We start from the raw sequence: 19,992 nt of genomic DNA, 5'->3' as shown, positions 1-19,992 counted from the left end.
TAGCGTAAGCTAGTAAGATCCCTGAAAGATGATCAGGTTGATAGGTTCGAGGTGGAAGCATGGTGACATGTGGAGCTGACGAATACTAATAGATCGAGGACTTAACCATATAATATGAAGCGATGTTATCTAGTTTTGAAAGAATATAAAAAACTTGTTGACTTTAAAAGTTAAATGAGTTACAATGATTCTTGTCTTAAATGAATACAGTCTGGTAATGATGGCAGAGAGGTCACACCCGTTCCCATACCGAACACGGAAGTTAAGCTCTCTAGCGCCGATGGTAGTTGGGACCTTGTCCCTGTGAGAGTAGGACGTTGCCAGGCAAATGGAGGATTAGCTCAGCTGGGAGAGCACCTGCCTTACAAGCAGGGGGTCGGCGGTTCGATCCCGTCATCCTCCACCATTTAGCCGACTTAGCTCAATTGGTAGAGCAACTGACTTGTAATCAGTAGGTTGGGGGTTCAAGTCCTCTAGTCGGCACCAGAAAATCATGGCGGTTGTGGCGAAGTGGTTAACGCACCGGATTGTGGCTCCGGCATTCGTGGGTTCGATTCCCATCAGTCGCCCCATTTTTTCTTAAAATATTAATATGCGGGTGTGGCGGAATTGGCAGACGCACTAGACTTAGGATCTAGCGCCTTTGGCGTGGGGGTTCGACTCCCTTCACCCGCACTTTTAATAAAATATCTCAAACATGTCTTGCGGAAGTAGTTCAGTGGTAGAATACAACCTTGCCAAGGTTGGGGTCGCGGGTTCGAATCCCGTCTTCCGCTCCAATTTTCAATATGACATGCCGGGGTGGCGGAACAGGCAGACGCACAGGACTTAAAATCCTGCGGTGGGTGACCACCGTGCGGGTTCGACCCCCGCCCTCGGCACCATATGCGCCCGTAGCTCAATTGGATAGAGCGTTTGACTACGGATCAAGAGGTTAGGGGTTCGACTCCTCTCGGGCGCGCTTTTATTAACGGGAAGTGGCTCAGCTTGGTAGAGCACCTGGTTTGGGACCAGGGGGTCGCAGGTTCAAATCCTGTCTTCCCGATATTCCCAAAAACATGGGGCCTTAGCTCAGCTGGGAGAGCGCCTGCCTTGCACGCAGGAGGTCAGCGGTTCGATCCCGCTAGGCTCCACTTATTTTAATATCATTTATGGCGGTGTAGCTCAGCTGGCTAGAGCGTACGGTTCATACCCGTGAGGTCGGGGGTTCGATCCCCTCCGCCGCTACCATAAAGGACCTTTAGCTCAGCTGGTTAGAGCAGACGGCTCATAACCGTCCGGTCGTAGGTTCGAGTCCTACAAGGTCCACCACTAAAGGTTTATATCTCGGAGGTATACCCAAGTTCGGCTGAAGGGATCGGTCTTGAAAACCGACAGGCGGCGAGAGTCGCGCGGGGGTTCGAATCCCTCTACCTCCTCCATTTTTTCTTAAATTACATATTATATCATCGCGGGGTGGAGCAGTACGGTAGCTCGTCGGGCTCATAACCCGAAGGTCGCAGGTTCAAATCCTGTCCCCGCAACCAAATGGTCCCGTGGTGTAGTGGTTAACATGCCTGCCTGTCACGCAGGAGATCGCCGGTTCGACCCCGGTCGGGACCGCCATTTTAATAAGGCTCGGTAGCTCAGTCGGTAGAGCAGAGGACTGAAAATCCTCGTGTCGGCGGTTCGATTCCGTCCCGAGCCACCATTTTGAAGTCGCAAGCCGGCTTAGCTCAATTGGTAGAGCAACTGACTTGTAATCAGTAGGTTGGGGGTTCAAGTCCTCTAGCCGGCACCACTTTCAAAATGAGCCATTAGCTCAGTTGGTAGAGCATCTGACTTTTAATCAGAGGGTCGAAGGTTCGAATCCTTCATGGCTCACCATTTTCAATTTTATGCGGGTGTAGTTTAGTGGTAAAACAAGAGCCTTCCAAGCTCTGGTCGAGAGTTCGATTCTCTTCACCCGCTTTTCAATTATGGGCCTATAGCTCAGCTGGTTAGAGCGCACGCCTGATAAGCGTGAGGTCGATGGTTCGAGTCCATTTAGGCCCACCATAATTGTTCCGCAGTAGCTCAGTGGTAGAGCTATCGGCTGTTAACCGATCGGTCGTAGGTTCGAGTCCTACCTGCGGAGCCATATTTATAGAGAAGTACCCAAGTGGCTCAAGGGGCTCCCCTGCTAAGGGAGTAGATCGCGAACGCGGTGCGAGGGTTCGAATCCCTTCTTCTCTGCCAGAACTGGCCCGTTGGTCAAGTGGTTAAGACACCGCCCTTTCACGGCGGTAACACGGGTTCGAATCCCGTACGGGTCATACTAAAAGAGATAGCATAATCTGCTATCTCTTTTTTGTTGTGTATAGATATAGAAGAAGCTATGACAAATTATAAATAATAAGTTTAAAATAGGATTACCTTTTCTCATACATAAGAAAAGGTAATCCTATTTTTTGAATATGTTTTAACTTTCTATTGAATGTTCATCTTGTTTAATAACAACATGACTATATGCGGAGTGAAGAGTTTTGTAGCCTAAAAGTGCAATAGTTAAGGCAAGGCCTCCTGCTATAATAGCCACATTAAATCCTACATGGGCTCCAAAGTTATCAATAACTAAACCAGCTATCGCTGATCCTAGGGAGACTCCAATTCCAAGTCCTGTAATTGCCCAAGTCATTCCTTCGGTTATCTTTGATTCAGGTACGATTTTTTCCACAAGCCCCATAGTAATAATCATAGTAGGAGCGACAGATAGCCCTGCAAAGAAAACAATAACTACTAGCCAAGTAATACTGTTTACAAAAACTAGTGGCAGCATTGTTATCATGGAAAGTGTGACCGCTATTAAAAACTGATTATAGGGTGGGGTATTGAGTTTAAGAGTACCGAAAATAAGGCCTGCCAGGCATGAACCGATTGCATAGACAGAAAGTACAAAGCTAGCAGCTACTGTGTTTCCTTGCTGCTCAGCAAAAGCTACACTAACGACATCTATTGTGCCGAAGATAGTACCTATAGCAATGAGTGTGAATACTAGTACTCGCAAAGAACCAATTTTAAATACTGTTCCGTTGTTTGTAATGTCGCGAGGGTGTACAGGCGGTTCTGTGCTTTTTTGCATAGTAAATAGGCATACCCCGATTGTAAGAAAAACAGATGATAAAAGTGGCGCTGCTTCTGGGAAGAACATAACACTTAAACTGACAGATAATACAGGACCAATTATGAAGCAAATTTCGTCGACGACCGATTCGAAGGAAAATGCTGTATGCAATTTATGGGATCCGCGGTATAGTTTAGTCCAACGTGCACGTACCATAGCTGACATATTTGGCATACAACCTGCACATAAAGCGGATAGAAATAGCGTCCAATAAGGAGCTTCATATTTCGTACATAGAAGTAAGAGGATTGTAAAGAAAACGCTAATACCTGTAGTCGGAAGAAGTATGCGAGATTGCCCTAATTGATCAGCCATCCGAGAAATATGAGGAGCTAGTAAAGCTGATGATAATGTAAAGGTAGCTGCAACAGCTCCAGCAAGCCAATAGTCACCACTTACTTGAGATAACATGGTAACAATACCAATACCCATCATTGATATGGGCATACGAGCTATAAATCCTGCTAATGAGAATCCTTTTGTACCAGGAGCACTGAAAATCTCACGGTAGGAATTAAACATGATAATCACCACAATATTTGACGTGTACATATACATTCTTCATTCTTTTAACTCCTCCTCTGTTTCATTAATACCTTCTATAAAAAGGGACAGTGAGTCAATGTAGGGTATAGGTAAGAAGTTATATTATCTTGTAAGCTAGAAATAATTGACATACGCACCGTATGCCAATATCATATTAACATACGGAGCGTATGTCAATTGAAATGTTTTATCTCTGGATAGAGCCGATGTTTAAAGGAGTTATTCTTTTATATAGAGAACGATACTATAGTGCAATTCATTTTGAATAAAGAGAATGAATAGAAGTAGGAGGAAAAGATGATTAAAAAAACGAGAGCAGAAATGATTACTGAAACACGTGCTAAATTGCTGTGGGCAGCAAGAGAGGCTTTTGGTACAGTTGGATATGTAAATACGTCTATGGATGATTTTACAGCATCTGTCGGTTTAACACGTGGTGCAATTTATCATCATTTTGGTGATAAAAAAGGATTGTTAGAAGCAGTTGTAAAAGAAATTGATATGGAAATGGATAATAAATTAGGGAAAGTATCAGATGAAGCGGAAGGAAAATGGGAAGGGTTTGTTGGGCGTTGTCGTGCATATTTAACGATGGCACTTAATCCAGAAATTCAGCGAATCGTACTTCGAGATGCACCAGCAGTATTAGGAACTAGTTATTATCAATCATCACAGTCACAATGTTTAGTGACGATGGCCGAGATGCTTCAGCAATTAATGAAGGACTGTATTATTGAAAAGACGGACTGTGAAGCTTTAGCAAGATTTATAAATGGCGGACTAGTGGACCTTGCTTGTTGGATTGCGAATTCTGAAGATGCAGAGGCACGGTTGTCTAAAGCTTTGCATAGCCTATCACTTATATTGAATGGTTTATTATTAGAAAAGAATGCATAATTTTAACGGATATTTTTTAATATATAGTAATGATTAAAAGGGAGGTGATAAAGTATAGGCTAATTCATTTATTTAACCGTATTCTATATAAGCTAATTGACGTCCATCTTGTAAGGGAATGATGTGATCAGTCAGTTTAATCTTATAATGTGATTACATTTTTTGTGAATGTTAGGATTTTTATTATAGAAAGTGAATTTAGTTACAGTGAGTAATTGAATCATACATTTTTATTCACAATCTAAAGAAAACACCTAATTTGGTATGGATTCCACACCTGATCTAACAACTTTACACTCTATGTGAAAAAGTTCACAAATAGGTCATAAATTGTGAAGTAATTCACAATAATACGTGCTACAATATGAATGTAAAGAAGTTAAACAACATTAAATTAGTATTTTAATTAATTACTTAAACAATCATAAAAAAATATATGTGAACAATAGAGAGGGGAAATTACCATGAAAAAAGGTATCAATCGTGTAGTATTAGTAGGAACAGGAGCTGTAGGTTGTAGTTACGCTTACTCAATGATCAACCAAGGTGTAGCTGAAGAATTCGTATTAGTAGATGTTAATGAAGCAAAAGCAGAAGGGGAAGCAATGGACTTAAGCCATGCGGTACCATTCTCTCCATCACCAACAAAAGTTTGGAGCGGTAGCTATGCAGATTGTAAAGATGCAGATCTAGTTGTTATCACTGCTGGGTTACCACAAAAGCCAGGTGAAACTCGTTTAGACTTAGTTGAGAAAAATACAAAGATCTTTAAACAAATCGTTCGCGGCATTATGGATAGCGGATTCGATGGAATCTTCTTAATCGCAACTAACCCGGTTGATATTTTAACTTACGTAACTTGGAAAGAATCTGGTTTACCGAAAGAGCGCGTAATCGGTTCTGGTACTACTTTAGACTCTGCTCGTTTCCGTTACATGTTAGGTGACTACTTAGATGTAGATCCACGTAACGTTCATGCTTACATCGTTGGTGAGCACGGTGACACTGAACTTCCAGTATGGAGCCACGCTACTATCGGTGTACAAAAACTAGAAACAATCTTAGCTAACAACGAACAGTACAAACAAGAAGACTTAGATAAAATCTTCGAAAATGTACGTGATGCAGCTTACCATATCATCGAACGTAAAGGTGCAACTTACTACGGAATCGGTATGTCACTACTTCGTGTAACTAAAGCGATCTTAAACAACGAGAACAGCGTATTAACTGTATCTGCATACCTTGAAGGTCAATACGGTGAGAAAGATGCTTACGTAGGTGTTCCAGCTGTTATTAACCGCGAAGGTGTACGTGAAATCGTAGAACTTGAGCTAAATGAAGAAGAAAAAGCGAAATTCGCTCATTCTGTAAAAGTATTAAAAGAAACTATGGCACCAGTACTATAATTAATTGCTAAATAATCCGGAAGTGGGGACCTGCTTCTTACTTCTGGATTTATATATAATTCAATATAAATTCCTTTTCCGGTTTCCCTTGTATATCCCCAATATACCCCTTTTGCTGGATAAGGGTCATTTATAGAAAAGAGCACTCTATTTTATATAGAGTGCTCTTTATGATTATTTTTTAGGTGTTAATCCTAACTTCTTTAAAATATCTGTCAGTGTACCGCTTTTTGATTTTTCTACAGGTGTTTGTGATTTAGATGCATCTGGACCTTTTTTCAAGAAGTTCTTTTCAACGAAGCGAATATCTTTTTCGTCGACAATTCCATCTTTATTAAGATCTCCGTCTTTTACAGTTAGTCCTTTTTTAATGTAGTTGCTAGCGATAATTTCAGCATCTTTAATATCGATTACTTTATCACCATTTACATCGCCGGCAAGGTTTTCGTCAGGTCTTGCATAATAATATTGGCCAAGCAGCTTACCGTCTTTTTCAGTACCAAGTTTCGTTGTTAGGCGGCTTGAAATGAGTTACTCGATGTTTCTGAATCACTGAAATAGGCGAATACACCTCCGAATGTAAGGGATAAACCAAGTGAAGCGGTGACAACTCCCATTCCTACTTTTTGTTTTAATGACATAAGAAAGCCCTCCTAGTTAAATTTTCATAGTGACCGTTCGCAACAAGGATAAATAAGTAAACATAGTAGTCCACTATGAATTATAGTTACGGAAGATCTAAGTTCTTTATTGAGAGCGAGTATATGCTTATGAATTTTGCATTTCAATAAAATTGTGAAAAAAATGTTGAGAAACATTTTTTTATGACAGATTATTTTGTTTTGATTTTGAATGAAAAATAGCATGAAAAATAGGATAAATCTAATAAAATAAAGGTTGAGAAAAAATAATAGGTAAAAATATAGAAGAATAATAAAGCGTTTTCAATGAATATTCGTCAAAATTCGATATTTTACACGGAAATGTGAAGAAAAACTAACATTTTTAAGAAAAAAACGAATATTTTTTATAAATTAACAAGGATATTGCAGTTTTTCGCAGAAATAGTTAAAGTATAAAAAATTCTGTCATCTAAGTGAGGTGAGCATATTGAGTGTAATAAATTGTGAAGAAGTGAAACGAGATGAGTTTCATACAGAAAAGTACTATGAAAGTTATAACATCTTTGGCGCACATGTTGTGACGGAAGATGAGATTCAAGGGGTACGATTTACAGTGTGGGCTCCTCATGCGAAAGCAATGAGTGTTGTTGGAGATTTTAATGAGTGGGATTATGAGCAACATAAGATGCTACAAGTGACAGAAGAAGGCATTTGGTCCTTATTTATACCGCATATTGAAGAAGGAGAAATATATAAATATGCGATTGAAACGTTGGCTGGTGACGTCATTTTAAAGGCAGATCCGTATGCTATATATGCAGAAGTAAGACCGAATACGGCATCTGTAGTTTTTGATATAAAAGGATATGAATGGAATGATAAAAACTGGACTCGTAAGAAAAAGAAAAAACCGATTTATAAAGAAGCGATGACAGTTTATGAATTACATTTTGGTTCTTGGAAAAAGAAAGAAGATGGAACGCTGTATTCTTACAGGGAAATGGTAGAAGAGCTCATCCCGTATGTGGTGGAACATCAATTTACACATATTGAAATTATGCCGCTTGTTGAGCATCCATATGATCGTTCTTGGGGATATCAAGGAACGGGATATTATGCAGCGACGAGTAGATTTGGTACGCCGCATGATTTAATGTATTTTGTCGACGAATGTCATAAATATGGAATCGGTGTCATTTTAGATTGGGTGCCGGGGCACTTTTGTAAAGATGCTCACGGTTTATATTTGTTTGATGGCACACCGACCTATGAATATAAAGATAAAGATGTACAAGAAAATCCAGTATGGGGAACTGTCAATTTTGATTTAGGGAAGAGAGAGGTACGTAATTTCTTAATTTCAAATGCGTTATTTTGGATGAGATATTTCCATATTGATGGTTTCAGAGTAGATGCAGTTGCGAACATGTTGTACTGGAATAAAGAAGGACAAGAGCAAAGTAATGAGCATGCTGTTTCATTTTTAAGAGAGTTAAATGAAGCAGTGTTTGCAGAGGATGAAGATTTTCTTATGACGGCAGAAGATTCAACAGCTTGGCCACTTGTAACAACTCCAACGTATGAAGGTGGGCTTGGATTCAATTACAAATGGAACATGGGCTGGATGAATGATGTACTGAAATATATGGAGTGTGCGCCTGAATATAGGAAACACATTCATGAGAAAATGACGTTTTCTTTACTATATGCGTACTCTGAAAACTTCATATTACCACTTTCTCATGATGAAGTCGTTCATGGGAAAAAGTCGTTATTAAATAAAATGCCAGGTGATTACTGGGATAAGTTTGCTCAGCTTCGTTTATTATATGGATATTTCTTTACTCACCCAGGAAAGAAGTTACTTTTCATGGGAGGAGAATTCGGACAGTTTGATGAGTGGAAAGACCTTGAAGATTTAGATTGGAATTTACATGATTTTGAAATGCATCGTTATATGCATGATTACTTTAAAGAGCTCATAGCATTGTATAAGCGCTCAAAACCACTTTGGCAGCTTGACCATTCACCTGAAGGCTTTCAGTGGATTGATGCTAATAATAATGAGCAAAGTATTTTCTCTTTTATCCGCCAAGGGGATAAACAAGAAGATGCGTTAGTTGTCGTATGTAATTTTACGAAAGCTACATATGAAAACTATAAAGTAGGTGTACCAGATTTCGAGTATTATAACGAGATTTTAAACAGTGATGCTGAGCAATATGGCGGTTCGGGGCAAGTGAATAAGAAACGTCTTAAGACGATTCTAGAACCGTACCATAATCAAGCAGCACATGTAGAGATTACAATTCCACCATTTGGCGTATCCATATTACGACCAGTGAAGACGAGAAAGGGGAGCAAAAAACAAGATGGCTCAAAAACAAAAGTGCGTAGCAATGTTACTAGCAGGGGGAAAAGGTAGTCGTTTAAGTGCATTAACAAAAAATTTAGCCAAGCCAGCTGTTCCATTTGGTGGTAAATATCGCATTATTGATTTTACGCTAAGTAACTGTGCGAATTCTGGTATTGAAACGGTTGGGATTTTAACACAATATCAACCACTTGAACTTCATAATTATATCGGAATTGGAAATGCGTGGGATTTAGACCGAGTAAACGGTGGAGTCACAGTATTACCTCCTTATGCGGAGTCTTCAGGGGTGAAGTGGTATACAGGTACGGCAAGTGCCATTTATCAAAACTTAAACTATTTAAGTCAGTATGAACCGGAGTATGTTCTCATTTTATCAGGCGACCATATTTATAAAATGGATTACAGTAAGATGCTAGATTACCATATTGAGAAAGAATCGGACGTATCCATTTCTGTTATTGAAGTACCTTGGGATGAAGCGAGTCGCTTTGGCATTATGAATACAAATGAAGAGATGGAGATTGTTGAGTTTGAAGAGAAACCACAATTTCCAAGAAGTAATCTTGCATCAATGGGAATTTATATTTTTAACTGGGCAATTTTGAAAGAGTATTTAGAGATGGATGCAAGAAATCCTGAATCTAGTAATGATTTCGGAAAAGATGTACTTCCACTTTTATTAGATGAAGGGAAGAAGCTAATGGCGTATCCATTTGAAGGATATTGGAAAGATGTTGGAACGGTGAAAAGCTTATGGGAAGCGAATATGGATTTACTTCGCGATGAAACATCGCTGAATTTAAACGATCGTAATTGGCGTATTTATTCTGTGAATCCAAATGAGCCACCTCAATATATTGCAGAAAAGGCAAAAGTAGAAGAATCACTTATTAACGAAGGATGCGTCATTGAAGGGGACGTGAAGCATTCTGTGTTATTCCAAGGGGTGACGGTGGAAGAAGGTAGTATGGTTATTGATTCTGTCGTTATGCCAGGAGCAAAGATTGGTAAAAATGTTGTGATTGAAAGAGCGATCGTTGGTTCGGAAATGGTTATTGAAGATGGAACAATTATTCGTCCAGAAAAAAATGTCGACGATGTAGTACTCATTGCTGAAGGGAAATAGAAAAGGGGGATGAAATGAATGGGAGAAAAAATGTTAGGAATTATTAATGCAACGGGAAGTTTTCCTTCCTTAAAGAAAGTAACAGGGCATCGTTCATTAGCGGCGTTACCGTTTGGGGGCCGTTACCGACTCATTGATTTCATGCTTTCAAATATGGTGAATTCTAATATTCATAGTGTAGCGGTTTTTACAAGTCATAAAAATCGCTCACTAATGGACCATGTTGGTTCAGGAAAACAGTGGGATTTAGATAGAAAACGAGACGGACTATTTTTATTCCCGCCAAATTGCCAATGTGACCAAGATGAGTTTGGGTCTTTTGCACACTTTAGAAGACATATTGATTATTTTCTAAGAAGCAGAGAAGAGTACGTTGTTATTACGAATAGCCATCTCGTAACAGCATTAAATTTCCAGGCGGTGTTAGAGCGACATATACATACGGCAGCTGATATTACGGAAGTTTGCCATGAAGGGGTTTCGCTTCAAACATACATGTTAAAGAAACAATTATTGTTAGATTTATTTGAGACATATAAAGATGTGGAGCAATACAGTTTATTTGATGTAGTGAGAGAAAAGCGCGGAAAATCACTGCATATTGCTACGTATGAGCATACAGGATATGTAGCTATTATTGATTCGATTGAAAGTTACTATAAACATAGCTTAGAAATTTTGCAGCCTGCTATTTGGAAGCAATTATTTAAGAAAGAAGCGCCGATCTTTACGAAAGTAAAAGATGAGCCGCCAACTCGTTATCTAAAGGGTGCAGTCGTGAAAAATACAATGATTGCAAATGGCAGTATTATTGAAGGGGAAGTCGAAAACAGTGTTGTTTCCCGTTCGGTTAAAATTGGAAAAGGTTCAATTATTCGTAACAGTATTATTATGCAAAAGAGCCAAATTGGAGATAACTGTATAATAGACGGTGTTATTATTGATAAAGACGTGAAAATTGGCGACGGTGTCGTATTAAAAGGAAACATCGATGAGCCATATGTTGTAGAAAAAGGAAGCGTACAAAACAGTACGATTAATAGTTATTCCTAAAGAATCAGTGGGGGCTTTTTCTCCCACTGATTAAAGTTTTAATTTAAATGAAAACTCGAAGGGAGGAAGCTGCAAGAGGAGTATAAAAACTTTTCGCGCAGTGGGACAACAAGTGAATATTTTATTTGCAGTATCAGAATGTGTACCGTTTGTGAAATCGGGAGGATTAGCTGATGTAGCGGGTGCGCTCCCAAAAGAGCTGAAAAAATTAGGAGTGGACGTTCGTATTATACTTCCGAATTATAGTCTCATTCCGCAAAAGTTAAGAGATGGATGTACGTTACATAAAGTAATTAACGTCCCGCTTGGGTGGAGAAATCAATATTGCGGAATTTTAAAAGGTGAGCAAGACGGAATTACGTATTACTTAATAGATAATGAATATTATTTTAAGAGAGATTCTCTGTATGGTCATTATGATGACGGGGAGCGTTTTTCTTATTTCTCAAAAGCAGTGTTAGAGTGTATTCCGCATCTTGATTTTGAAGTGGATGTTCTTCATAGCCACGATTGGCATACGGCTATGGTTAATTTCTTACTTCGTGAAAAGTATCAAGATAACCCGTTATATGAGCGTATTAAAACGGTATATACGATTCACAACTTGCAGTTCCAAGGAGTATTTCCTTCTGAAGTGATGTACGACTTGTTAGAGCTTGGTGATGAATATTTTCATAGTGAGCAGCTAGAGTTTTATGGAAACATAAACTTTATGAAAGGCGGTATTATCGCTTCGGATCAAATTACAGCGGTGAGCCCGACGTATAAAGAAGAAATTCAATATGAATTTTTCGGTGAGAAGTTAGATGGATTACTGAGAAAATATAATGATAAGCTTAGTGGCATTGTAAATGGTATTGATACGAGCGTATATAATCCAGAAACGGATTCATATATTAAGGCTCAGTATGATGCAGAGTCATTATATGAAAAGAGTGAAAATAAACGCGCTTTGCAGCGTTATTTTGGTTTGCCAGAAAAAGAGGATACACCAATTATTTCAATGGTAACGAGATTAACGAAGCAAAAAGGTCTTGATTTAGTACGCACTGTATTCCGCGAAATAATGGAAGAAGATGTACAATGTATTATTTTAGGTTCAGGTGATTCGGAATATGAGCAATTCTTTGAGTGGATGGCATATGAGTATCCGGAGAAGGTAAAAGTTTATATCGGATTTAATGAAGAATTAGCGCACCAAGTGTATGCGGGAAGCGATTTATTTTTAATGCCATCGCTGTTTGAACCGTGTGGACTTGGACAACTTATCGCATTGGCGTACGGTACGATTCCAATTGTAAGAGAAACAGGTGGATTAAACGATACGGTACATTCTTATGATGAAGAAACAGGCGAAGGAAATGGTTTCAGTTTCACGAACTTTAATGCACATGACATGCTGCATACGGTTCACCGTGCAATTGAATTTTATCACGATAAACCAGTGTGGGAGCAGCTTGTAAAACAAGCGATGACTGAAGATTATAGCTGGAGGCAATCGGCTCTTGCTTATAAGGAATTGTATAAAAGTCTCATGGAATAACATGTAGGTGGTGAAAAAATGTTTACTCATGTTGAAAGTTTTAAATCAACTTTTCTAGAAAAGTTAGAGACGATGTATGGGAAAAGTTTCAAAGATTCTACAAATCGTGATCAATATAATACGCTCGGCCATATGGTACGTGAGTATATGAATAGTCAATGGATTGCAACGAACGAGAGTTATCGATCAGGAGAGCAAAAGCAAATGTATTACTTGTCTATTGAGTTTTTGCTTGGACGTTTGCTTGGAAGTAACATCTTGAATTTAGGTATTAGAGATGTATGCGAGCAGGGGTTATCTGAACTAGGGATTTCGTTACAAGAGTTAGAAGAAGTGGAAGCAGATGCAGGCCTTGGTAACGGTGGACTTGGACGCTTAGCAGCCTGTTTTCTTGATTCACTTGCATCTTTAAACTTACCAGGACACGGCTGTGGAATTCGTTATAAACATGGTTTGTTTGATCAGAAAATTGTTGATGGTTATCAAGTTGAATTTCCAGAACAGTGGCTTCTTCATGAAAACGTATGGGAAGTAAGAAGACATGATCAAGCTGTAGAAGTAAGTTATTTTGGCAGTGTTGAACCGCTAGAAATTGACGGGCGTTTAGAGTTTAGGCATACAAATGCAGAAGTCATTATGGCGGTGCCATATGATGTGCCGGTAGTAGGCTATGAGACGAGTACTGTAAATACACTTAGACTTTGGAATGCTGAACCAGTTCCTTTCCCGCAAAACTGCAAAGATATTTTGAAATATAAGCGCGAAACAGAGGCTGTATCGGAGTTTTTATATCCAGATGATACGCATGATGAGGGAAAAATACTTCGTTTAAAACAACAGTATTTCCTCGTATCAGCAAGTTTGCAAAATATCGTTCGAATGCATAGAGAAAGATATGGTGACCTTCGTCAACTACATGAAAAAATTGCGATTCACATTAACGATACACATCCGGTTTTAGCAATTCCAGAACTGATGCGTATTTTACTAGACGAAGAAAAGTTAACATGGGAAGAAGCTTGGCACATAACGACGCAGACGATTTCTTATACGAATCATACGACGTTATCAGAAGCGCTCGAAAAGTGGCCAATTCACATTTTTAAACCATTATTACCGAGAATTTATATGATTATTGAAGAGATTAATGAACGTTTCTGTCATGAACTTTGGGAACGTTATCCTTATGAATGGCATCGCATTGAAGACATGGCAATTATTGCGCATGATCTTGTGAAAATGGCTCATTTAGCAATTGTCGGTAGCCATAGCGTAAACGGTGTAGCAAAAATTCATACGGAAATATTAAAGCAGCGGGAAATGCGATTGTTTTATGAATTTTATCCAGATAAGTTTAATAATAAGACGAATGGAATTGCTCATAGGCGCTGGCTTATGAAAGCAAATCCACAGTTAACAAATCTCATTTCAGAGGCGATTGGACCAGAGTGGAAGAAAGAACCGATTAAGCTTCAATCGTTGCAAACAGTTCAATATGATGCGAGTTTCCAAGAGAAATTTGCAGAAGTAAAACAAGAACGTAAAGAGATTTTAGCGGAGCGCATTCATAATACAATGGGGGTTACGATTGATCCAAATTCTATTTTTGATGTGCAAGTGAAAAGATTACATGCTTACAAACGACAATTATTAAATGTTCTTCATATTTTATATTTGTATAACCGTTTGAAAGAGGATGCTAGTTTTACATTTTATCCGCGTACTTTTATTTTTGGAGCGAAAGCATCACCTGGTTATTATTACGCGAAAAAAATTATTAAATTAATAAATGAACTCGCAAGAAAAGTAAATAATGATCCGTATGTTAGTCAATATATGAAAGTTATCTTTCTAGAAAACTATCGAGTTTCTTTAGCTGAAGATATATTCCCGGCGGCGGATGTAAGTGAGCAAATTTCAACGGCGAGTAAAGAAGCATCGGGAACAGGCAATATGAAATTTATGATGAATGGTGCGATTACACTTGGAACGCTAGACGGAGCTAACGTTGAAATAAAAGACCGGGTCGGTGATGATAACTGTTTCATTTTCGGTTTAACAGCAGAAGAGGTTCTTCATTACCATCAAAATGGTGGATATCGTGCAAGTGACTATTATCACCACAATAGGCACATTAAAAAAATAGTAGATCAATTAACAAATGGTTTCTTTGCACAATCGGGTGCTGAATTTGAAGCGATCTATGATTCTCTCGTTATTCAAAATGATGAATATTTCGTTCTGCGAGATTTTGGTCCATATGCTGAAAGACAAGAAGCTGTTGGTAGAGCTTATGAGAACCGAACAAAGTGGCTAGAAATGTCGATTTTAAATATTGCACAGTCTGGTCATTTTGCGAGTGATCGAACGATTTTGCAGTACAGCAATGAAATTTGGGGTATTGGTAATGCAGTTAAACAGTTTTAAAGAGGTTGCTACGTTGGGGGATATATTATCTATTTACTAACAAAAATTGATATTAATAAATAAAACGAGCTTACTTTTTTTAAGCTCGTTTTATTTATTTTGCTTAAGAAAGAAATGGAATAGTGGTATATATTATACCTGCCCCATCATACTCTCCTGTCGCAAAGTATGAAAATGTAAAGAAACCTGTGACCGTAAAAATTACAATAAGAAAAAGTGTGAAGATAAATTTTAACATGTAAGGTCCCCTCATCCAAAAATAACTTCATAGAGTATTATAGTATATGAATATTTTATTTCCAATTGTTTACTGGTTAAAAATGAGAAGTCAGACATGTTTTGTATGTTGTAATGGAATGATTATTTGTAATGGATTTTGTGTTTTTTGTAAATGTCATATTGTGATGGACGTGTGCATACTCCCAATCATGATCATTAAAATTTATGTTTCGGGGAGGGAGAAGTGGAACGACATCGAACAAGTTGACGAAACGAAAGCTACTAGCTACTTGTAGTTTATAATAATTTCGAAAAGCGATATCTCCTACTTTTGGGGAAGCGAATGAATAAAGTCCATACTGTGCGAAGGCAGTATTTATACGTGCATCTAATATGTGTAATGTGGCAAGCGCGCCACCTAGACTATGCCCAGTAGCTAGCAGTTTTTTATGTGCTGGCAATGATACGAGCATATCCATAATAGAATCACGGCAAGACTCATAAATAGAGAGAAAGCCGTTATGGACATTTCCACCATTTAAAGCATAAGGATAAGGTTTTTGATTGACAAGAGAGTCAATAATCCAATCTGGGTCTGTTTGAGTGCCCCTAAAGGCAACGATAATTGTATCCTCAGATTCTAATATAAATCCGAACCATTCTGTTGTTTGAATGGCCTTTCCTTGAAACCCTTGTACATATTGAAAACCATCTGGTATTTCGAAAATACCATTTTGTTTATATTGTTCATACGTTAACTCACAACAAGAAGCTAACAGTATGGCAGTGTCTTTATCAAAGGATAAAGGAGTACGCATTAAGGAAGCCCTCCTTAAGAAAAGGTATAGTTTAATATATGCAGTGAGGAACTTGATTCATTCTTTTGGAAAAAAGCTTGAACCTACAGTTACGTGAGGGAGTATGATTTTTGTAAACATATTGTTAGGAGGAGTGTAAGATGAGCAAAAAGGAAGGCTGTTCAATTGGTGAGTTTTCAAAGAGAACAGGCACATCAATACGGACACTACAATATTACGATGAAATTGGACTACTTAAACCTGAAAAGAACGTTAGCTCTGGTCACCGTGTGTACAAAGGAAAAGATATATTAGAGCTACAGAAAATAGTCAGTCTTAAAGTATTAGGATATAGTTTAGAAGAAATACGCGTCATGCTTACAATTCCAAGTTTGAATGTAAGTTTAAAAGAAACGTTGGAACAACAAAGAAAAGCCTTTGAAGAAAAGAAAAAACACATTGAAGTTTCGATAAAGGCGCTTGAACGAACAAGGGTATGTCTTGAGGAAGATGAAGAGTTGGATAGTGACATATTAATGAGTCTAATTAACAGCATTCAAAAAGAAAACGAACAAAGTTTATGGCTTGAAGGATATGTATCAAAAGAATTGGCTAATGGATTATATAATAAGCCGGAAGAAGAAGGTATAGCACTTGATAAAGAGTTTGTGCGTTTAGCAAAAGAAGTGAAAAGGTTATTTGGAAGAGAAATTGAGGATTCAGAAGTGCAAAAATTGGTTGATGAACATATGAAGGCGACTCTTAAGTATGTTGGTGAAGAGACAATGTATTCTTTAGGTAAATTAGAGAATGTAGAAGAACAATATAATAATATGATGCCATCTCCTTACACGGAAGAAGAAGAGGCATGGCTTAATGACGCGATGGAGTATTATATGATTCGAAATGGTATGTATAGCCCTCCGCAGTAAAAATAAAATGCCATATTCATAAACTTTAGAGAAATGCCTCCAATGTTTTTTGCATTGGAGGCATTTTTTACTCTTTTCCATCTAAAAGGCGAACAAGGCCACCTAATATACTACTTTCACCAGTACTTTATAATGCTGGGCTTGTAAGAGGTTTGAAAAAATAGCCTGTATATATTTGAAAGATGAATAAATCACCTATTTTCTTGTGTTTGTTCGTACTATATACAGAAAATTTCGGGAAACAAAACATATTATTTATCTGTTTGTTTTTGCTTCTTTTTCAAATACTCCGCACGCAATTGTTCAAGTTGCTGCTTTTTATCAAATTTGGCAGGCTTCTGTTTTTCATGAAACTTTGCCACAGCTACCTGACTTTTGGAATCTAATTGATATTTTCCCACTTTGTTCACCTACTTTTCTTGTCTTGAAAGAGAATCTATTCAACAAATATAATATACCTTATTTTACTGAAGTAAACCTTATTACTTTATTTCATCTGTTTTTTCTCGTTTGTAGACGTAAATTAAAACACCCTTTCACTGCATTACTGCAAGCAAGGGTGTTTTAATTGTAGTATTTTATTAGTCGATGGCCATGCCAACATAAGGGCCCTTTTTACTCTTTCCCATCCAATAAACGACCAAGTCCACCTAATACACTACCTTCACCAGTACTTTGCGCTGCTGGGCTTGTAAGGCGTGCTGCTAATCGGCTAAGTGTTAAGGACTGAATCCAAACTGTTCCAGGACCTTCTAATGTTGCGAAGAATAAACCCTCACCGCCAAATAGAGCTGTTTTTACTTTTCCAACGAATTCGATATCATAGTTAATATCCTTTGTCATGGCAACGAGACAACCTGTATCAATGCGAAGTTTCTCACCAGGTTTTAATTCACGTTTATATACAGTTCCGCCTGCGTGCATGAAAGCGAGGCCGTCACCTTCAAGTTTCTGCATGATGAAACCTTCACCACCGAAGAAACCAGTTCCTATTTTTTTTGTAAATTCAATTCCAATAGAAACACCTTTTGCGGCACAAAGAAAGGCATCTTTTTGACAAACGATTTTCCCTTGGTATTCTGTTAAATCTACAGGAATAATTTTACCAGGATAAGGAGCAGCAAATGAGACGTGGCGTTTGCCGTGCCCTGTATTTGTAAATACAGTCATAAACATGCTTTCACCTGTAACGAGACGTTTACCTGCTCCCATTAATTTTCCGAATAGACCGTTAGATGGGCCAGAACCATCACCGAAGATTGTCTCCATTTCGATGTAGTCTTCCATCATCATCATTGCGCCCGCTTCTGCGACAACGCTTTCCTTTGGGTCTAATTCAATTTCAACAAATTGCATATCATCGCCATATAACTTATATTCGATTTCATGTGCTTGCATTTTTTCACCTCATAAATATGTAGTAATTATATTGTACAGAAGTTAAAAGAATTAGAACACTATAGTTTTGTTAATTTTCGAATAAAAGTAGAATGAAAATTTAAGGTTATACTAGGATTATAAAAAATGATGGAATGAAAGTGTTCTCATTTGACGTTTTCGACATAGCATGATATAGTGAAAACACTATTGAGCTACATAATGTGGTACGGAAATAAAGCACGTTGTATTAAAGGCTGTAAGCTTGTTATACATTCATGTCCTTTATATCCACCTTTTCATGTGGATTCATAGTTTCATTTTTATTTAGGAGGTACATGACATGCAAACAGGTAAAGTTAAATGGTTTAACGGCGAAAAAGGTTTTGGCTTCATCGAAGTTGAAGGCGGAGAAGACGTATTCGTACATTTCTCAGCTATCCAAGGCGACGGCTTCAAAACTTTAGAAGAAGGTCAAGAAGTTTCTTTCGAAATCGTTGAAGGAAACCGCGGACCACAAGCAGCTAACGTTACAAAAAACTAATTAGCTAGCGATAAAAAGCATTCCGATTTTCGGAATGCTTTTTTTTATTCTTTGGAACTAGATTCATTTGAAGATAATTCGCCCTTAAAGGTACGCTCTTCAAAGTCATCAAGCATTTGTTCATATTCTTCATGTTCCTCTGTAGCGAAAACTTGTGGGTTTTTCCCGTACATATCCGTACCGATAAAGTTTTCAAAATCCTCCACGTAGCCTACGTTTTCTTCACTATTTACATACATGCCATTATAGTTTTTTGAATCTTGTCTTTCTAAATCAGACGGCGTTTCAGATGTTCCGTAATTTGCGACATCTTGCCACGCATCTTCCGCATCGTACTCAACAGAATGGTCCTCATCATGCTTGTGGAAAGAAGGAGACAACACTTCTTCTTCAACTGGTCGTGTATTCATATTTAACTTATTTGTCGCGTGCTGGATGCATGTTGTAGCAGTCGGCATTGCTTCTAATCTTTCAAATGGAATTTCTTCGCCAGACACTTCGCAAATGCCGTACGTACCCGCTTCGATTTTTTGCAGTGCATGTTTTGTATCATCTAGTTGTTTATGCCAAAATTCGATGAGTCCGAAATCTTTTTCTCGTTCGTATAATTCTGTAGCCATATCACCTGGATGGTTGTCATAGCTAGACAGTTCTCCTACTGAATCGCGTTCAGAAGCACGATCTGTATTTTCATGAGTTTGTATCGTTTGCTCTAGTTCTTGTTTTTGTTTTTCTAAAATGGATTTAAATTGACCTATTTGTTGTGGAGTTAACATAGTCGTCCACCTTCCTACAATTCAGTTTCTTTACATAGTATGAGCGTTGAGAGTAGGAATTATGAGATGAATTTCAGATATGAAAAAGGAGCCGCATAAGCAGCTCCTTCTTACCCCGCTATTTGCCGGGCAGTAAAACTCCCACCTACAAATTCGGCTGGAGCAAAGAAGCTAGGTGAGAGATTAACTGCCCGTAAACGCCCG

General features: G+C 38.2%; 15 protein-coding genes, 22 tRNA genes, 2 rRNA genes and 3 pseudogenes (1 of these 42 cut by a window edge). 33 read left to right on the top strand and 9 right to left on the bottom strand.

Annotation, left to right across the window (positions count from 1 at the left end):
- From BCG9842_RS24365 to BCG9842_RS24250, 24 genes are all read left to right on the top strand, one after another.
- A 23S ribosomal RNA gene (locus BCG9842_RS24365) occupies window positions 1-109 on the top strand (it extends 2,813 nt beyond the left edge of the window).
- Between the two features lie 101 nt (window positions 110-210).
- Window positions 211-326: ribosomal RNA gene (gene rrf, locus BCG9842_RS24360) — 5S ribosomal RNA — on the top strand.
- Between the two features lie 4 nt (window positions 327-330).
- A tRNA-Val gene (locus BCG9842_RS24355) sits at window positions 331-406 on the top strand.
- 4 nt (window positions 407-410) lie between these two features.
- Window positions 411-486 (top strand) — tRNA-Thr (locus BCG9842_RS24350).
- Window positions 487-496: 10 nt separating this feature from the next.
- A tRNA-His gene (locus BCG9842_RS24345) sits at window positions 497-572 on the top strand.
- Window positions 573-594: 22 nt separating this feature from the next.
- Window positions 595-675: transfer RNA gene (locus tag BCG9842_RS24340), tRNA-Leu, on the top strand.
- A gap of 29 nt (window positions 676-704) precedes the next feature.
- Window positions 705-779 (top strand) — tRNA-Gly (locus BCG9842_RS24335).
- Between the two features lie 16 nt (window positions 780-795).
- Window positions 796-884: transfer RNA gene (locus BCG9842_RS24330), tRNA-Leu, on the top strand.
- 3 nt (window positions 885-887) lie between these two features.
- Window positions 888-961 (top strand) — tRNA-Arg (locus BCG9842_RS24325).
- A 10-nt stretch (window positions 962-971) separates the two neighbouring features.
- Window positions 972-1,045: transfer RNA gene (locus BCG9842_RS24320), tRNA-Pro, on the top strand.
- Window positions 1,046-1,060: 15 nt separating this feature from the next.
- Window positions 1,061-1,133: transfer RNA gene (locus BCG9842_RS24315), tRNA-Ala, on the top strand.
- 20 nt (window positions 1,134-1,153) lie between these two features.
- Window positions 1,154-1,230, top strand: a tRNA-Met gene (locus BCG9842_RS24310).
- A 4-nt stretch (window positions 1,231-1,234) separates the two neighbouring features.
- A tRNA-Ile gene (locus BCG9842_RS24305) sits at window positions 1,235-1,311 on the top strand.
- 17 nt (window positions 1,312-1,328) lie between these two features.
- Window positions 1,329-1,421 (top strand) — tRNA-Ser (locus BCG9842_RS24300).
- 28 nt (window positions 1,422-1,449) lie between these two features.
- Window positions 1,450-1,526, top strand: a tRNA-Met gene (locus BCG9842_RS24295).
- 3 nt (window positions 1,527-1,529) lie between these two features.
- Window positions 1,530-1,605 (top strand) — tRNA-Asp (locus BCG9842_RS24290).
- A gap of 9 nt (window positions 1,606-1,614) precedes the next feature.
- Window positions 1,615-1,690: transfer RNA gene (locus tag BCG9842_RS24285), tRNA-Phe, on the top strand.
- Window positions 1,691-1,704: 14 nt separating this feature from the next.
- Window positions 1,705-1,780, top strand: a tRNA-Thr gene (locus tag BCG9842_RS24280).
- Between the two features lie 10 nt (window positions 1,781-1,790).
- Window positions 1,791-1,866 (top strand) — tRNA-Lys (locus tag BCG9842_RS24275).
- 13 nt (window positions 1,867-1,879) lie between these two features.
- Window positions 1,880-1,950 (top strand) — tRNA-Gly (locus BCG9842_RS24270).
- Between the two features lie 10 nt (window positions 1,951-1,960).
- Window positions 1,961-2,037, top strand: a tRNA-Ile gene (locus BCG9842_RS24265).
- Window positions 2,038-2,044: 7 nt separating this feature from the next.
- Window positions 2,045-2,119 (top strand) — tRNA-Asn (locus tag BCG9842_RS24260).
- Window positions 2,120-2,126: 7 nt separating this feature from the next.
- Window positions 2,127-2,217 (top strand) — tRNA-Ser (locus BCG9842_RS24255).
- Between the two features lie 5 nt (window positions 2,218-2,222).
- A tRNA-Glu gene (locus tag BCG9842_RS24250) sits at window positions 2,223-2,294 on the top strand.
- A gap of 146 nt (window positions 2,295-2,440) precedes the next feature.
- Here BCG9842_RS24250 and BCG9842_RS24245 read toward each other — a convergent pair.
- Window positions 2,441-3,664 (bottom strand): MFS transporter, encoded by a 1,224-nt coding sequence (locus tag BCG9842_RS24245; RefSeq protein WP_015945917.1) that lies wholly within the window; start codon window positions 3,662-3,664, stop codon window positions 2,441-2,443.
- 321 nt (window positions 3,665-3,985) lie between these two features.
- Between BCG9842_RS24245 and BCG9842_RS24240 the strand changes: the two genes are divergently transcribed.
- Together BCG9842_RS24240 and BCG9842_RS24235 are read left to right on the top strand one after the other, a co-directional pair.
- Window positions 3,986-4,585, top strand: coding sequence for a TetR/AcrR family transcriptional regulator (locus BCG9842_RS24240; protein WP_000592777.1), 600 nt, complete (start codon window positions 3,986-3,988; stop codon window positions 4,583-4,585).
- 464 nt (window positions 4,586-5,049) lie between these two features.
- On the top strand, window positions 5,050-5,994 hold the full coding sequence (locus BCG9842_RS24235) for an L-lactate dehydrogenase (RefSeq protein WP_000715339.1): 945 nt from the start codon (window positions 5,050-5,052) through the stop codon (window positions 5,992-5,994).
- 174 nt (window positions 5,995-6,168) lie between these two features.
- Here the strand turns inward: BCG9842_RS24235 and BCG9842_RS31080 are convergent.
- Together BCG9842_RS31080 and BCG9842_RS30540 are read right to left on the bottom strand one after the other, a co-directional pair.
- Window positions 6,169-6,522 (bottom strand): annotated as a pseudogene (locus tag BCG9842_RS31080) (dockerin type I domain-containing protein); the annotation flags it as partial.
- Window positions 6,513-6,635: pseudogene (locus tag BCG9842_RS30540) on the bottom strand (TasA family protein); the annotation flags it as partial. The pseudogenes BCG9842_RS31080 and BCG9842_RS30540, both read right to left, overlap by 10 nt.
- Window positions 6,636-7,104: 469 nt before the next feature.
- Between BCG9842_RS30540 and glgB the strand changes: the two are divergent.
- From glgB to glgP, 5 genes are all read left to right on the top strand, one after another.
- Window positions 7,105-9,042 carry a 1,4-alpha-glucan branching protein GlgB gene (glgB, locus tag BCG9842_RS24225; protein WP_000111401.1) on the top strand — a complete coding sequence of 646 codons (1,938 nt, stop codon included), beginning with the start codon at window positions 7,105-7,107 and terminating at the stop codon, window positions 9,040-9,042.
- Complete coding sequence (glgC, locus tag BCG9842_RS24220; RefSeq protein WP_000057602.1) at window positions 8,990-10,120, top strand: glucose-1-phosphate adenylyltransferase; 1,131 nt, start codon at window positions 8,990-8,992, stop codon at window positions 10,118-10,120. Before glgB ends, glgC begins: the two co-directional genes overlap by 53 nt.
- Before the next feature lie 18 nt (window positions 10,121-10,138).
- Window positions 10,139-11,173, top strand: a complete 1,035-nt coding sequence (gene glgD, locus BCG9842_RS24215) for a glucose-1-phosphate adenylyltransferase subunit GlgD (RefSeq protein WP_000504151.1) — start codon at window positions 10,139-10,141, stop codon at window positions 11,171-11,173.
- A 112-nt stretch (window positions 11,174-11,285) separates the two neighbouring features.
- Window positions 11,286-12,716 (top strand): glycogen synthase GlgA, encoded by a 1,431-nt coding sequence (gene glgA, locus BCG9842_RS24210; RefSeq protein WP_002081949.1) that lies wholly within the window; start codon window positions 11,286-11,288, stop codon window positions 12,714-12,716.
- Window positions 12,717-12,734: 18 nt separating this feature from the next.
- Complete coding sequence (glgP, locus tag BCG9842_RS24205) at window positions 12,735-15,143, top strand: glycogen phosphorylase (protein ID WP_000494094.1); 2,409 nt, start codon at window positions 12,735-12,737, stop codon at window positions 15,141-15,143.
- Between the two features lie 103 nt (window positions 15,144-15,246).
- Here glgP and BCG9842_RS31830 read toward each other — a convergent pair whose 3' ends face one another.
- Together BCG9842_RS31830 and BCG9842_RS24200 are read right to left on the bottom strand one after the other, a co-directional pair.
- Window positions 15,247-15,381 (bottom strand): hypothetical protein, encoded by a 135-nt coding sequence (locus tag BCG9842_RS31830; protein WP_000911076.1) that lies wholly within the window; start codon window positions 15,379-15,381, stop codon window positions 15,247-15,249.
- A 76-nt stretch (window positions 15,382-15,457) separates the two neighbouring features.
- Window positions 15,458-16,180, bottom strand: coding sequence for a lipase family protein (locus BCG9842_RS24200; protein WP_001260110.1), 723 nt, complete (start codon window positions 16,178-16,180; stop codon window positions 15,458-15,460).
- Window positions 16,181-16,320: 140 nt separating this feature from the next.
- Between BCG9842_RS24200 and BCG9842_RS24195 the strand changes: the two genes are divergently transcribed.
- Window positions 16,321-17,091, top strand: coding sequence for a MerR family transcriptional regulator (locus tag BCG9842_RS24195; protein WP_000037218.1), 771 nt, complete (start codon window positions 16,321-16,323; stop codon window positions 17,089-17,091).
- A gap of 67 nt (window positions 17,092-17,158) precedes the next feature.
- Here BCG9842_RS24195 and BCG9842_RS32075 read toward each other — a convergent pair.
- The 3 genes and pseudogenes from BCG9842_RS32075 to BCG9842_RS24185 all read right to left on the bottom strand — a co-directional run.
- A pseudogene (locus BCG9842_RS32075) lies at window positions 17,159-17,239 on the bottom strand (TIGR00266 family protein); the annotation flags it as partial.
- Between the two features lie 103 nt (window positions 17,240-17,342).
- Window positions 17,343-17,492: a hypothetical protein gene (locus tag BCG9842_RS31440; RefSeq protein ID WP_000521642.1), complete on the bottom strand. Its 150-nt coding sequence runs from the start codon at window positions 17,490-17,492 to the stop codon at window positions 17,343-17,345.
- Window positions 17,493-17,706: 214 nt separating this feature from the next.
- Window positions 17,707-18,489 carry a TIGR00266 family protein gene (locus BCG9842_RS24185; protein ID WP_001147844.1) on the bottom strand — a complete coding sequence of 261 codons (783 nt, stop codon included), beginning with the start codon at window positions 18,487-18,489 and terminating at the stop codon, window positions 17,707-17,709.
- A 322-nt stretch (window positions 18,490-18,811) separates the two neighbouring features.
- Between BCG9842_RS24185 and cspD the strand changes: the two genes are divergently transcribed.
- Window positions 18,812-19,012 (top strand): cold-shock protein CspD, encoded by a 201-nt coding sequence (gene cspD, locus BCG9842_RS24180; protein WP_001193052.1) that lies wholly within the window; start codon window positions 18,812-18,814, stop codon window positions 19,010-19,012.
- Window positions 19,013-19,056: 44 nt separating this feature from the next.
- On the opposite strand, the gene BCG9842_RS24175 is transcribed toward cspD, so the two are convergent.
- Window positions 19,057-19,788 (bottom strand): yteA family sporulation protein, encoded by a 732-nt coding sequence (locus tag BCG9842_RS24175; RefSeq protein ID WP_000957354.1) that lies wholly within the window; start codon window positions 19,786-19,788, stop codon window positions 19,057-19,059.
- Window positions 19,789-19,992 lie beyond the last annotated feature (204 nt).

The organism is Bacillus cereus G9842 (assembly GCF_000021305.1).
GTDB classification, from domain to species: domain Bacteria; phylum Bacillota; class Bacilli; order Bacillales; family Bacillaceae_G; genus Bacillus_A; species Bacillus_A thuringiensis_S.
The sequence above is the reverse complement of the archived record's forward strand: the minus strand, read 5'-3'. Positions and strand labels throughout refer to the sequence as shown.